The sequence below is a fragment of the Okibacterium sp. AC114 genome (assembly GCF_979253355.1).
In genome coordinates this window covers 512302-525848 of record NZ_CEEDBR010000001.1, presented here as the reverse complement: position 1 = coordinate 525848, position 13547 = coordinate 512302, and the positions used below count along the sequence as shown (strand labels likewise).

The window sequence follows — 13547 nt, the reverse complement described above, 5'->3', positions numbered from 1 at the left end:
TCAGCGCGGCTCAGGCCGAGAAATCGCGCAGGCGACCCTTCGCCTCGATCACGGCTTCGAGCCGGTGCAACAACTCGGCGGCCGAGCACGGCTTCGACAGGAACGCATCCACACCCGCACGCTGCGCCTCCTCGGCATCCTCCGCCGAACTCTTGGCCGTGAGCATGAGCACAGGCACCCGTTCGAGGCCCGGCTCGCGCCGGATCTGGCGGCTGAGATCGACACCCGACAGCAGCGGCATCATCCAGTCGAGGATGACCGCGTCGGGGCGCTCGAGCCGCATGAGATCGAGGGCGACAGAGCTGTCGGCCTCCTCGACCACATCGTGGCCGGCCTTGCGCAAGCGGATGGCGAGCAACCGCAGCAGGTCGGCATCATCCTCGACGATCATCACACGTGCCATGGTCTTCCCCTCGTTTCCCCGAAGCGAATCACATCGGGGCACCCCGCGTCCATTTGCCGTACGTTTTCGAGGGGGTCAGGCCTCGCGCGTGATCTCGACCGACACGAACAGCGACGAGCGGAACGGGCCAGCGTAGACGCCACGGAGCGGTGCGACATCCTGATAATCGCGACCACGGCCCACCAGCACGTGCCGGTCGCCGATGTCGAGCATGTTCGTCGGGTCGAACCCGTGCCACGAGCCGCAGAACCATTCGACCCAGGCGTGCGATTCGCCCACCACGGTCTCGCCGATCTCGGCATTCGGTTTCGGATGCAGATAGCCCGACACGTAGCGCGCCGGAATGCCCACCGAACGCAACGCCCCGAGCACGATGTGCGTGATGTCCTGACACACGCCGCGCCGGTCGGCCCACGCCTCGGCCGCGCTCGTGTGCACGCTCGTCACACCCTGCACGTACTCCATCTGCTCGCCGATCGTGCGCGCGATCTCGGAGGCCGCTTCACACGGGTTGTCGTGCTTCTCGGCGATATCGCGCGCCAGTTTCATGAGGTCTTCGGAAGGCTCGGTGCGCCGCGTCTGCGCGGTCTGCTCCTGCGTCTCGAGGCGCAGCCCCGCGATGCCCGGCAGGTCGTCCCAGCTGGTCGAAGCCTCGGCGTGCGCCCGCGGCCGCACCTCGACGAGGCTCGACGCCTGCAACGACAGCTCCTGGTGCGGGGTCAACAACTCGAAAGCCGTCACACGGGTGCCGAAATAGTCGACATAGGCGTGCTGGGATGCCGTCGGCTGGATCTCGATGGTCGACGACAACACGAACTGGCCGTCCGTCGTCGAGGGCAGCATGCGCGCCTCGTTGTAGGACGCCTTGACCTGGCCCTGATAGCTGAAACCCGTCTTGTGCACGATGCGCAGACGTTTCATGAGTTCTCCCCGATCCAACTCGGCTCGGCGTGCGTGGGGAAGAACCTCTCGCGCACCGCCTCCGAGGTCTCCATCGTCGCGCGTTGCACGCTGTCCATGTAGCGCGGCAGGTCGGCCAGCACATCCCCGACGGGCGTGTACTCCAGCTCGCTGCGGATCTGGCCGAGCAGGCGCTGCGCGTTGCCCGAGACACCCATGCGGTCGGTGCGCGGTTCGACGGCCTGGATGCACTCCTCGGCGCGAGCGATCGCGAAGACGATGGAGCGCGGGAACAGGCGGTCGAGCAGCAAGAATTCGGCGGCATTGCGGGCCGACGGCACGCCCCGATAGGTGCGCAGATAGGCCTCGTAGGCGCCGCACGAGCGCAGGATGGTCGTCCAGCTGGGCCCGGATGCCTCGGTCAGCGAGCGCGTGGCCAACAGGCGGGCCGTCATATCGGCCCGTTCGATGCTGCGGCCGAGCGTGAAGAACTGCCAGGCGTCATCGCGGCTCGTGGCCGAGTCGACCACACCCACGGCGAGCGCCGAACGTTCGCGCACCCATCCGAAGAAGTCGTGCACCTTGTCGCTCGGCAGGCGGCGAGGCATGCGGGCGCTCGTGGTGTTGAGGCATTCCCACAACTCGGTCGACACGATCTCGCGGGCGCGGCGGGCATTTTCGCGCGCGGCGCTCAACGAGTAGGCGATGGAGGCCGGCTGGGTGCGGTCGACGGCGAGCTGCTGCAGCACGTCGGCGCGGGTCAGGCCGCCCGTCTCCGGTGCGACGCTGCCCATAACCGAGAGCAGCGACCGGCAGGCCGAGTCCTCGTCGATCCACGGGTCTTCGAGCAGCAACTGCAGGTGCACGTCGAGAATGCGGGCGGTGCCGTCCGCGCGTTCGATGTAGCGGCCGATCCAGAAGAGGCTCTCGGCGATGCGGCTCAGCATGGGGCACCCGCTTCCCGCTCGGTGATGGTCGATGCGGCCGTGCCGCCCTGCTGTTGCTGCTGCTCCTGCTGGTCGTGGTTCTTCGGCCCGTCGTGCGGCGAATGCTCGGGGCTCGGCTTCTCGTCATAGATGATCGGGATGGCCTGAGTGGCCGTCGCCTGATCGGCCACAAGCCCTTGGATGTCGTGCTCGGCGACCTCGGACGGCTGTGTGCCCGCCGGCTGCCCCACGACCCACGTGTCCTTCGACCCGCCGCCCTGACTCGAGTTGACGACCAGCTGCCCCTCGGGGAGCGCGACGCGCGTGAGTCCGCCCGGCAGCACCCAGATGTCGTTGCCGTCGTTCACGGCGAAGGGCCGCAGGTCGGCGTGCCGCGGCCGCATGCCGTCCTCGACGAGCGTGGGGATGGTGGACAGCATGACGACGGGCTGAGCGATCCAGCCGCGTGGGTCGGCGATGAGGCGCGTTCGCAGCTGGGCGAGTTCCTCTTTCGAGGCATCCGGGCCCACGACGAGGCCTTTGCCGCCCGAACCGTCGACGGGTTTGACGACCAGTTCGTCGAGCCGGTCGAGTACTTCCTCGAGCGCACCCGGCTCTTCGAGCCGCCAGGTGTCGACGTTGGGCAGGATGGGCTCTTCGCCCAGGTAGTACCGCGTCAGATCGGGCATGTAGGTGTAGACGAGCTTGTCGTCGGCCACACCGTTGCCCACCGCGTTGGCGATCGTCACGTTGCCGAGGCGCGCCGCCAACATGAGGCCGGGAGACCCGAGCATCGAGTCGGCGCGGAACTGCAGCGGGTCGAGGAATTCGTCGTCGACGCGCCGGTAGATGACATCCACGCGCTGCGGCCCGCTCGTCGTGCGCATGAACACACGGCCACCCGAGCAGAACAGGTCGCGCCCCTCGACGAGCTCGACACCCATCAGCCGCGCGAGCAGCGTGTGCTCGAAGTAGGCCGAGTTGTAGACACCGGGCGTGAGCACGACGACGTTGGGGTCGTCGATGCCGTGGGGCGCACTCGCGCGCAGGGCCTGCAGAAGCTTGTTGGGGTAGTCGCCGACGGGGCGCACGCGCATCGAGAGGAACAGCTCGGGCAGCGTCTGCGCCATGACCCGGCGGTTCGAGATGACATAGCTGACACCCGAAGGCACGCGCACATTGTCCTCGAGCACGCGCATCTTGCCGTGCTCGTCGCGGATGAGGTCGATGCCCGACACCTGGATGCGCACGTTGTTGGCGCTCGTGATGCCGGCGGCCTGGCGGTGGAAATGCGACGACGAGGAGATGAGCCCGGCCGGGATGACGCGGTCGCGCACGGCGTTCTGGCGGCCATAGACGTCGGCGAGGAACGCTTCGAGGGTGCGTACGCGCTGCTTGATGCCGGCCTCGATGGTGACCCATTCGTCCTGTTCGATGACGCGGGGCACGGCGTCGAGCGGGAAGGGCCGCTCCTCGCCCGCGAAGTCGAACGTGACGCCCTGCGCGAGATAGGAGCTCGCGAGCGCTTCCGTGCGTCCGCGCAACTCTTCCTGGGTCATCTTGGCGAGAGCCGAATAGATGTCCTTGTAGGACTCACGAGACGGCGCATGGTCGCCGTGCATGAGGGGCTCGCCGAACATTTCGTCCCACGGGAGGTCGCCACCCGGGGTCCTGCGCGGCGCCAGTGTTGCGCCGTATCCATCGAAGAGATCCGCCATGGACCGAGCATAGACCGGCTCATGTTGCGGGCAGATTTCGGGGGGATGCGGGCGTGTGTCGGCGGCGCAGTCGTGGCGTGTCGCGGTGTGTCGCGCTCGATGACGCGGATGCTACGGGCTTGCTCGGAACTGCCAGGTGCGGCCAATCCGCCGCCGCAGTACGCTTCGAGGCATCGGGCCGGGACGCGGCTCCTCACCCTCTTGGAGGCTCGCAGTGCGAAAACTGACGGCAGGACTTTTTCACAGCATCGACGGCGTCGTCGAAGCGCCCAATCTGTGGCAGTTCGACTCGTTCGACGCTGAGCTGGGCGAGGAGATGACCGACATGATGTCGCGCGTCGACACCGTGCTCATCGGCCGCGTCGGCTACGAGCAGTGGTCGGAGTATTGGCCGACCGCGACCGACCCGTTCGCCGAGTTCATCAACCCGGTCGAGAAGTTCGTCGCCTCGCGCACCCTCTCGGGCGAGCTGTCGTGGAACAACGCGTCGCTCATGGACAAGCCGCTCGAGGAGTTCGTCGCCGACCTGAAAGAGACGCCGGGCGGCGAGATCAGCGTGTGCGGCAGCGTCTCGATCGTGCGCCAGCTGTTCTTCGCGGGTCTCATCGACTCGCTCACCCTCATGACCCACCCGGTCGTGGCCGGATCGGGTCGCCACTTCTTCGAGCCGACCGACCCGACCACGCGCCTCGTCTTGCAGAAGTCGCGCATCACATCGGCCGGCAACGCCCTCCTCACCTACGGCCTGAGGTAGCCCCTCCCTCACGCGAAGCCTTGGCCGACCGGCGCCTCTTCAGCGTCCGTCGGCCGAGAAACGCAGCGATCCAGACGATCGCCACCACCGAGCCGATAAGAAGTGTCGACCACAGGACATCCAGCACCACATCGCTCATGGCATCAGTTCTTTCTTCACAAGGGCGGATGTCGGGAGGACGACACCTGGTGGTGACCGGTTCCGCGCCACCAGCATGGCGTTAATACGCTGATATGTGAAGTAGGGGTATACAAAAGGGGCGCCCGGTTCTTTAGCGGACGCCCCTGTGCAGGAAGTATTACTACGCGCTCGGCACCTGCGCGGCGGAGGCCTTGTCGAGCTGGGCGAGTTCGGCTTCGGTGAGGGTGAGCTCGGCGGAGGCGAGCAGGTCGGGCAGCTGCTCGACCGTGCGGGCGCTCGCGATGGGCGCGACGACCGTGGGCTGCTGGCGCAACCACGCGAGCGAGACGGACGCCACCGACGCGTCGTGCGCGGCTGCCGTCTGATCGAGGACCTCGAGCACGTGGCGGCCACGGTCGTCGAGGTAGGCCGATGCGCCCTGAGCGCGCTGGCTGTCGACATCCGCGCCGTCGCGGTACTTGCCCGTGAGGAAACCCGAGGCGAGCGCGAAGTAGGGCACCACGGCGAGTCCGGCGCGCGCGGCGGCCTGACGCGTCTCGTTCTCGAAGCCACGCTCCATGAGGTTGTAGTGCGGCTGCAGCGCGACGGCCTTGTGGAACCCCTCGCGCCCGGTCACCTCGAACCACTCGTCGATGCGGGCCGCCGAATAGTTGGACACGCCGATGTAACGGATCTTGCCGGCATCCACGAGACCCGACAGCGCCTCGATGCGCTCCTCGATGGGCGTCTCTTCGTCGTCGATGTGGGCGTAGTAGAGGTCGATGTAGTCGGTTCCGAGACGCTCGAGCGACTCGTCGACGGCGGCGCGGATGTTGTCACCACCGAGACCCTTGCGCTCGGCCAGGCTGCCCACCTTGGTGGCGACGACGACGTCTTCGCGAGCGTGGCGCGCCGACATCCATTCGCCGATGATGCGCTCCGACTCGCCACCCGAGTTGCCCGGGATCCACTGCGAATAGACGTCGGCCGTGTCGACGAAGTTGCCGCCGCCCGCCACGTAGGCGTCGAGCACGTCGAACGAGGTGTCGCGGTCGGCGGTCCAGCCGAACACGTTGCCGCCGAGCGAGAGCGGGAAGACGGCCAGGTCGGAGCTGCCGAGACGGGTGTGTTGTGCGGTCATGCGTTCCTCCAAGTAGTCGGCGCCGAACCAGGGGGCGCCCGCACGGTAGAACGTGTCAGGGCCCCCGATATTCCGCGCCCCCGCCACAACGCAAGGGGGTTACGGATGCCGAGAGCCCGACGTAGCGTGCCAACCATGAGCATCGACAACCAGAACCCCGCCGACGGCGGCCCCCAGCACTCCGATCACACCCAGATCGAGGACCACCGCACGCCCACGACCGACGACGACCTGAACGAGCGCGACCAGATTCGCAAAGACCGCACCTACAGCCCGGCATCCGAAACCGAGACAAGCCGCAAGCAGGAAGAGCACACGTCGGAGAACCTGGTCGACATCGACACCGACGACGTGAAGGTGGCTCCGGGCACGGGCGGACCCGACGATGTGGGCGACGTCGAGGTCGACGAGAGCGAGATCAACATGCCGCGCGACACGGGGGCGCACTGAGCCCACGCTGCGCCTGACGGCTGAGCCGACGGCGAGAATTCGTGGCACCAACCAGGTCGTGGGATTTCTCGTGGCCGAAAGCGTGCCGAGAGGTGCGACCACACTGGGGAAGGAACGCCACGTGAAGCGAACCACCGTGACGATCGACAAGCAGCGTTTCGCCGTGCCGGTGACGAGCGACATCACCGCACTGAAAGACTCGATCGAGGACGTCCTGAGGCGGGGCGGCGGGTTCGTCGACGTGCCCGCGGGGCCGAACCACACGCTGTCCGTGCTCGTCACCCCCGGCCTGACCCTCTTCATCGAAGAAGAGGACCTTCCCGCCGACGAGCATGTCCGTGGCGAGTCGGATCACGCTCCGCACGAGGATGGCTCGGGATCGTATTGGCCGACCGACCAGATCGATTTCGACCTGGACGTCTAGACGCCGTCGGTGTTGGAGGGGACGTCCGTATCACGGGGCCGCGTCGACTCGCGCACAACGAGTTCCGGCTGGAACACAATCTGCTCATGCTCGAATCCGGGCCCACCCGCGGCCTCACGCAGCAGTAGATCCACCGCGGTGTAGCCGATGAGCGTGCTCGGCTGCCGAACGCTCGACAACGGCACGACGGCGGCCGACGCGAACCCGATGTCGTCATAGCCGATGAGTGCGATGTCCTCGGGCACCAGCCGCGCGGGGCCCATGTTGAGCGCCTGCAAGACGCCCATGGCGAGCAGGTCGTTGGCCGCGAAGACCGCGTCCGGGCGCTCGCTCGCGGGGCGCTCACGCAGTTGAGCCCCGACCGCCCGGCCTTGCAGCACGGTCAACGAGTCCGTCGCGCAGATCTCGAGAGTGGCCTCTGGATGCCGGGCAACCGCCCTCTCGGCCCCGGCGAGCCGGTCTTGCACCTGCCGGATGCTCGAGGGCCCGCCCACGAAGGCGATGCGTCGACGACCCGTTTCGATGAGGTGCGTGACCGCGATGTCGCCACCGGCCACGTCGTCGACGGCGACCGACGAGAACGAGGTGTCCTCGGAACCGCGGTCGACCAGGACGGCGGCCGTGCCACGCTGACGCAGACGATCGAGTCGCGCCGCGACATCCCCGTGCGGCGAGATCAAGACGCCGTGGACGCGCTGCTCTTCGAAGAGGTCGAGGTAGGCGATCTCGCGCTCGGTGTTCTCGTCGCTGTTGCCGAGCAGCACGGCCAGATGGTCTTCGGACGCCCGGTCTTCGGCGCCTCGAGCCAGATCGGTGAAGAACGGGTTGGCCACGTCGAGGACGATGAGGCCGATCGAACGGCTGCGGCCGGCGCGCAACTGCCTCGCGGCGTCGTTGCGCACGAACCCGAGCTCGTCGATCGCGGCCTGCACGCGGGCGACGGTGTCCGACGCGACCTTGTCCGGACGGTTCAGGACGTTCGACACGGTGCCCACCGACACCCCGGCGAGCGCCGCCACCTCTTTCACACTGATGGTCACGCCATCACACTCCAGCCTGGATCCCCGGAACGCATGATGGCTCCCCCTGCATGATCGCACCAGCGCGGGCGAGGCTGCAACGGCGCGCTCGCGAACCGGCGACACCTCGACACGCCGCGGGGCGCACACTTCGCGGCACACCGCACAGCCGTGGTCGCGGGAGCCCCCCGGACGAGCACGCATGGGCAGCACTATCCATGGTCCGGGCGCGGCCTTTTTCGGTACGCTGACGGCAGATTCGAAGAAGGGGATCGAATGTCGGACACCTTGGAGATGAAAGACGCGGAAGTCCGCGCGCTCGCCTCGACCGTCGACGCGCAGGCCGCGGCACTGCCGACCGGTACGTCGCTGTCGATCGACGCGTGTGGCAGCGCATCCGTCGCCGAGTCCGCCGCGTCGTTCTCGCTGTGGGCACACGTGCAGAACCAGCTCATCGCCGAGAAGCTCGGAAACCAGGCCACCGCCGCACGGGACGCCGTTGCCGCCTTCGACGAGATCGAAAAAGCCATCGCCGCCAACGTTCCGGAGGAATGATCATGACGCAGTGGACCGACGAAGACCCGGGTGCCGGCGACACGAGTGTCGTGGCAACCGCGAGCAGCACGCTGACCGAACTCGCGGGCAAGGTCGACACGGTCGTGACGTCGCTCGGGACGACCGCATCCGGTGTGGGCGGTGGAGTCTGGACCGGTTCGGCCGCCGACGGATGGTCGACCAGCCTCACGACGCTCGCCTCGGAGCTCGCGCCCATGAAGAGTGCCTACACGACCGCCGCGACCGCATTGGCCGCCTATGTGAGCACGGCCGACGACATCCGCGCCCGTGCCGTGCCCCTGCGGCTGCGCCTCTCGACGGCTCAATCCGCCCAGAACAAGACGTATATGGACGGCTCGGAGGGCCCGACGCCCGCCCAGCAGGATCAGCGCGATCAGGACAAACAAGACGCGATCCGCGAAGAGACCTACGTTCGCGGCGAGCTGGAAGCCCTGGCCGAAGAGCGACGCACCGCCGATACCGCCCTGCAGACAGCCCTGACGAATGCCGTTCCGACAACGTGGCCGGCGCAGCAAGCAGCACTCGCCGCCGTGGGCATCGACTCCGTAGCCGACGCCACACCGCGTGCCGTCGCCCAGGCCATGGCGGATCTCGCCAGCCGCATCGCGAACGGGGACAACACCGATCCCGACGACGTTCAGAAGCTGACCGACCTGCTCTCGCTGTACGGCGACGACCAGTCCGTCATGGCGCAGATGATGCTGGCCTTGGGCGGCACCGACCTCGTCACGCTCATCGACCGGCTCGGCGACGACGCCAACAACAACAAGCTCGATGTCGGCGCCGCCGCGGCGCTGGCCGTGCTCCTCCGCTCCGGCCTCTCTACCGGCTCGGCCGACTGGACCGACGCCACGGGGTCTCGCTTCGCCGACCAGATGTTCGAATCGGCGAGCTACAGCGGCGGCGGCGGTATCGCGGCCATCGGGTTCCTCTTCGGCGATGCGGCGAATGCTCCCGTCGGCGAGACCACCGCCTACGCGGCCGCGGTGATCATGGACGACTGGGAACGCAAGGATTACAACGGTTCGACCGTCGACCAGTCGATGGCGGGCGCGAGCTACCTGTCGCTCTATATGGACGAGGCCAACGGTTTGCGCGTCATCGATGCCGCGGGCCGCATCTTCGAGACGTTGGGCGAGTACCCCGACTCGGCTCACGAATTCTTGACCGACACCACGATCGAGAACGGCACCGACAGCGGCCCGACAGTCGGCCAGAACCGCATCCAGTATTGGTACGGCGAGCGCGACTGGTCGAACGCGGACGGGTTCGCCGGCCCGGGCGCTCTCTGGGCGGGCGCGCAACGCATCCTCGGCGGCCCGGCTGATCCGTCCGGCGCCTACGACGCCGAGGCATGGACGTCGGCCGCCGACCTCTCCTCCCGCGCCATGAACGCACTCGCGGAAAACCCCTCCTACCTGAGCGAGAACGTGACCGAACTCGGCGCCGTGCACCTTGCCGAAGCCTTCCTGCCGCAAATGCAGGGCATCGTCGAGATGCCCGTGCTCGACGACGACTACCGGGGCGCCGACGCGCCGGGCACCGTCATGGTCGACCTGCGGGGCTCCGGAACCGAACGTGCGGCGGCGATCATCTCGCAGCAGAACCTCGCCGAGTTCCTCGCCGGGTTGGGCGAGAAGGACGGGGCCGCGGTCATCCTGCGCGACGCCGCATCGTCCTACCGCGACGTGCTCATCGCCGAGGCGGCGGGCGAAGGCACACCGGGTGCCATGTACGACGCCATCCGTCGCAACGACGCCTTGACCGCCATCTTCGACGGATCAGACCTGGGTGCCGGTGTCGGTGAGACCGTGCGCACCGACAAGGCCGTGAGCGACGCCGTCGACGGCGCGAAGGAACTGGTCGGGCTCATCCCCATCCCCGGTGCGAGCGAGGTCCTCTTCAAGGGCGGCAACGTGGCGCTCGACTGGGGCCAGGGCAAGGTCGAGGGATGGCTGACCGACCAGGGCGGATCGGCCCTCGAGCGCATTCTCGGCGGCGGGCAGACCGACGCGGTCCGGGCGTCGGCCGCGCTCGACGCCGAAGGGCGCTCCGACATGCTCACCTTCGCGAACCTCGAGATCATGTACGCCCTCGCCGAACCGGACGGCGGGTGGGACAACATCCCCGAGCCGCCGCGCTTCACGCCCGAAGCCGGATGGAGCGCCGAACGGTACGACGCCGAATTCGCCGACTTCCAGACCGAGGCCAAAGCCTGGTCAGAGGCGCACACGCCCCAGCTCGACGAGGCCTACCAGGAAGCGACGGGAAGCGACGAGAGCGTGAGTGAGCTCGAGACGCGATACGAGCCTCTCCGCGACAAGTTCGCGACGTGGGCGGAGGGGAACTGAGCATGACGAGACACGTCCTGGCGCCCCTGGCTGCAGCCGTCGTCGCCTGCACCCTCGGTCTCGGCCTGTCCGCCTGCACGACACCGCGCACCGCGGGCCCCGACCCGTCCGTCGTCTGGGACAACCACGAACCGGCAGGGCCGCTGGAATCGGATCCCCTGGTCCAACGCGCACGGGCCGCCGACCTCGCTCAGAAACTCGCGCAGAACTCGAACGACTTCAGCCGCGGCGACCTGCGCTCCACGTGGACGGGATCGGCGATCGGAACCATGTCCAGCGATCGTGCGAACGCGCTCGAGAACCCGGACAACTTCGAGCCCCGTGTCGCGCCCGGCCCGATGCCGTGGAACGCGACGGCCGTCGACACCGACGAGGACGGCAACACGATCGTCAGAGGGTGCGCGCTCGCGGACGGCTGGTACATCTCCGACGACCACCCCGCGCCCGAGGACCCCGCAGACTCTCAACCCACGGAGCTGACGGTGGTCTTCGAGGGCACGGGCACCGACGCTCTCGTATCGCGGATCGTCCGGTCGAATGTGGCCTGCACGACCTCGGATGTCGCGGTCGGACGCTTCGATCCCCCGCCCCGGCTCGAAGACGCCAGCGCCCCGGTCATCGCGCCGTAGGTTTCGCGAGACACGCGCATCCTTCGTCACGGATTCGACGCGAGCATCTAACGCATTCAGCGTCGACACGCTGGGCACCCGCATCGCCCAGCGACCGAGGACAACCGCTTCATCATCGCGCGCGGCACGAGCGGCATCTGGCGCTACGACGGCCGATCCCAAAGGATGAGCGCCGTGCAACCCGCGTATTGATCGGGCGGGCGGGAAAGCGAACGGGTACACTTTCTTGTACCTGGAGGTTTTCATGAAGACACTGACCTACTCGCAGTCGCGAGCCAATTACGCCGCCACGCTCGACTCGGTCCTCGACGATCGCGAAGAGGTGGTTATCACGCGCGCCGGTAAGGAGCCCGTGGTTCTCGTGGCACTGGAAGACTACGAGTCGCTCAAGGAGATGGCCTACCTCCTGCGCAACCCGGTGAACGCACACCGCATCCTGCGTTCGATTGTGCAACTAGAGGGCGGCGAAGGCGTCGACCGCGAGCTCGACGAGTGAAGTACACGTTCTCGATGGATGCGTGGGAGGACTACACGCACTGGCAATCCGAAGACCGGCGGGTGCTCAAACGCATCAACCTGCTGTTGAAGGACATCGAGCGAAACGGTAACGAAGGCATCGGCAAACCGGAGGCGCTCAAGCACGGGTTTCACGGCTATTGGTCGCGGCGCATTACCGACGAACATCGGCTCGTCTATCGTCTTGCGGACGACCAGATCCTCATCGCGCAGTGCCGGTTCCACTACAGCTGAACTACAGCTGAGCTGAGTCGCCCTCGGTGACGGTGACGGGGGTTCCCGCTGGTTTGGCGGCGGCGATGGCCGCACGACCCGACGGCAGTGCGATGGCCACGCCCATGACGACGACCATGACGATTCCCGCGACGATCAGCAGCAATTGCACGCTGATGACATCTGCGAGCGGGCCGAAGACCACCATGCCGAGCGGCGTGGCGAGCGCCATGACGATGCCCACGTAGCTAAAAACCCGGCCGTGCATCGCGGGTTTCACGGTCTCTTGGATGATGGTCATGAACGGCGCCGAGAAGAGCGGCACGAGCAGCCCGAACGCGAACATGAAGGCGTAGAAGACCCAGAGGTTGGGGCTCAGCCCCAGCGCCACAGTGAAAGCCGCGAAGCCGAACGACGCGAACAGGATGAGGCCCATGGCGCTGCGTTTCGCCAGCACCGTGCCCACCAGGACGCCGCCGATGATCATGCCGACGCTGAACGCCAACTCGAGCACCGTCACCATCCATACCTCGGAGCCGAACGAGCGGGCCACCATGAGCGGGGTGATGAAGGACGGCGCCACCGACAGCAGGAACACGATGGCGAACACACCGAGGAGCCAGCGCACCACCCGGTTGTTCCAGATGAACCGGAACCCCTCGGCCAAGTCTTCTCGGTAGCTCGACGTCTTGTCGGCCAACGACGCGAGCGTGGGGACGCTCACGAAAGCCAGGAATGCGATGCCGATGGCCGCCGTGACGACGTCGATGAAGAACACGGGCACGATGCCGAAGATGCCGAAGACGGCCCCGGCCGCGGCGGGGGCCAAGAGCGCCATGGCCGACTGGATGGTCTGAAAGAAACCGTTGATGCGCATGAGCTGCTCGGGCGGCACGATCTGCGGGATCATCGCCTGCACCGCCGGCGACTGGAATCCCGCCCCGACCGAGCGCACGCCGACGGCCAAGAGGATCACCCATAGATCGGTGATGCCGTTCATCATGAGCACGGCGAGAACGAGCGTGGCGATCGCGATCGAGCCGTCGGCGACCATGACGAGCACGCGCCGATTCATGCGGTCGGCGATGACGCCGCCGAAGATCGACACGACACCTTGGGGCAGAAAGGCAGCCACGGCGTAGAGGGCGACCGCCAGGCCGGACCGCGTCTCGAAGGTGACCCACCACATGACCGCATATTGGACGATCATCGAGCCGAAGAGGGACACCGTCTGGCCGGTCAGGAAGAGCGTGACGTTGCGCTTCCACGGCTGGGGCACGTCGCTGACGACGGCACTCGGGGCGGTGAGGGCGGCATCGTCGTCGCTCATGGCGTCCTCCACGGGTGATTCGGCGGATGAGGGTGTGGGGACAGCGTAGCGAGGGGGTCCGACGTTCGGCAGTCCCC

The 13547-nt window shown here is 67.3% G+C and carries 15 protein-coding genes; 8 read left to right on the top strand and 7 right to left on the bottom strand.

Annotation, left to right across the window (positions count from 1 at the left end):
• Nucleotides 1-10: 10 nt before the first annotated feature.
• The 4 genes from ACZ6IE_RS02585 to ACZ6IE_RS02570 form a co-directional block, all read right to left on the bottom strand.
• On the bottom strand, nucleotides 11-403 hold the full coding sequence (locus ACZ6IE_RS02585; protein WP_464606651.1) for a response regulator transcription factor: 393 nt from the start codon (nucleotides 401-403) through the stop codon (nucleotides 11-13).
• A gap of 75 nt (nucleotides 404-478) precedes the next feature.
• Nucleotides 479-1324, bottom strand: coding sequence for a transglutaminase family protein (locus ACZ6IE_RS02580; RefSeq protein ID WP_077054125.1), 846 nt, complete (start codon nucleotides 1322-1324; stop codon nucleotides 479-481).
• The gene (locus ACZ6IE_RS02575; protein ID WP_464606650.1) at nucleotides 1321-2250 is read right to left on the bottom strand and encodes an alpha-E domain-containing protein; all 930 of its coding nucleotides are present in this window, start codon (nucleotides 2248-2250) and stop codon (nucleotides 1321-1323) included. The genes ACZ6IE_RS02580 and ACZ6IE_RS02575 overlap by 4 nt, the downstream gene beginning before the upstream one ends.
• Entirely contained in the window at nucleotides 2244-3947 is a 1704-nt protein-coding gene (locus ACZ6IE_RS02570; protein ID WP_464606649.1) for a circularly permuted type 2 ATP-grasp protein, read from the bottom strand. The genes ACZ6IE_RS02575 and ACZ6IE_RS02570 overlap by 7 nt, the downstream gene beginning before the upstream one ends.
• Before the next feature lie 214 nt (nucleotides 3948-4161).
• Here ACZ6IE_RS02570 and ACZ6IE_RS02565 point away from each other — a divergent pair, with 214 nt between their 5' ends.
• A complete protein-coding gene (locus ACZ6IE_RS02565; RefSeq protein ID WP_464606648.1) occupies nucleotides 4162-4701 on the top strand; it encodes a dihydrofolate reductase family protein in 540 nt (179 codons plus the stop codon).
• A 301-nt stretch (nucleotides 4702-5002) separates the two neighbouring features.
• Here ACZ6IE_RS02565 and ACZ6IE_RS02560 read toward each other — a convergent pair whose 3' ends face one another.
• Nucleotides 5003-5962, bottom strand: a complete 960-nt coding sequence (locus ACZ6IE_RS02560) for an aldo/keto reductase (RefSeq protein WP_464606647.1) — start codon at nucleotides 5960-5962, stop codon at nucleotides 5003-5005.
• Nucleotides 5963-6097: 135 nt separating this feature from the next.
• Between ACZ6IE_RS02560 and ACZ6IE_RS02555 the strand changes: the two genes are divergently transcribed.
• Complete coding sequence (locus ACZ6IE_RS02555; protein ID WP_464606646.1) at nucleotides 6098-6412, top strand: hypothetical protein; 315 nt, start codon at nucleotides 6098-6100, stop codon at nucleotides 6410-6412.
• A gap of 121 nt (nucleotides 6413-6533) precedes the next feature.
• Nucleotides 6534-6836, top strand: a complete 303-nt coding sequence (locus ACZ6IE_RS02550) for a hypothetical protein (protein WP_464606645.1) — start codon at nucleotides 6534-6536, stop codon at nucleotides 6834-6836.
• Here the strand turns inward: ACZ6IE_RS02550 and ACZ6IE_RS02545 are convergent.
• Nucleotides 6833-7876 carry a LacI family DNA-binding transcriptional regulator gene (locus ACZ6IE_RS02545; protein WP_464606644.1) on the bottom strand — a complete coding sequence of 348 codons (1044 nt, stop codon included), beginning with the start codon at nucleotides 7874-7876 and terminating at the stop codon, nucleotides 6833-6835. The two genes, ACZ6IE_RS02550 and ACZ6IE_RS02545, sit on opposite strands and share 4 nt — an antisense overlap.
• A 255-nt stretch (nucleotides 7877-8131) precedes the next feature.
• On the opposite strand from ACZ6IE_RS02545, the gene ACZ6IE_RS02540 reads away from it, so the two are divergent.
• The 5 genes from ACZ6IE_RS02540 to ACZ6IE_RS02520 all read left to right on the top strand — a co-directional run bounded on the left by ACZ6IE_RS02540 (nucleotide 8132) and on the right by ACZ6IE_RS02520 (nucleotide 12161).
• Nucleotides 8132-8410, top strand: a complete 279-nt coding sequence (locus tag ACZ6IE_RS02540) for a hypothetical protein (protein ID WP_077054132.1) — start codon at nucleotides 8132-8134, stop codon at nucleotides 8408-8410.
• Between the two features lie 2 nt (nucleotides 8411-8412).
• Entirely contained in the window at nucleotides 8413-10782 is a 2370-nt protein-coding gene (locus ACZ6IE_RS02535) for a hypothetical protein (protein WP_464606643.1), read from the top strand.
• Nucleotides 10783-10784: 2 nt separating this feature from the next.
• Nucleotides 10785-11411 (top strand): hypothetical protein, encoded by a 627-nt coding sequence (locus tag ACZ6IE_RS02530; RefSeq protein WP_464606642.1) that lies wholly within the window; start codon nucleotides 10785-10787, stop codon nucleotides 11409-11411.
• Between the two features lie 244 nt (nucleotides 11412-11655).
• Nucleotides 11656-11907: a type II toxin-antitoxin system Phd/YefM family antitoxin gene (locus ACZ6IE_RS02525; protein WP_464606641.1), complete on the top strand. Its 252-nt coding sequence runs from the start codon at nucleotides 11656-11658 to the stop codon at nucleotides 11905-11907.
• A gap of 14 nt (nucleotides 11908-11921) precedes the next feature.
• A complete protein-coding gene (locus tag ACZ6IE_RS02520) occupies nucleotides 11922-12161 on the top strand; it encodes a Txe/YoeB family addiction module toxin (RefSeq protein WP_079727893.1) in 240 nt (79 codons plus the stop codon).
• A gap of 1 nt (nucleotide 12162) precedes the next feature.
• On the opposite strand, the gene ACZ6IE_RS02515 is transcribed toward ACZ6IE_RS02520, so the two are convergent.
• Nucleotides 12163-13470: an MFS transporter gene (locus ACZ6IE_RS02515; protein ID WP_464606640.1), complete on the bottom strand. Its 1308-nt coding sequence runs from the start codon at nucleotides 13468-13470 to the stop codon at nucleotides 12163-12165.
• Nucleotides 13471-13547: the final 77 nt, after the last annotated feature.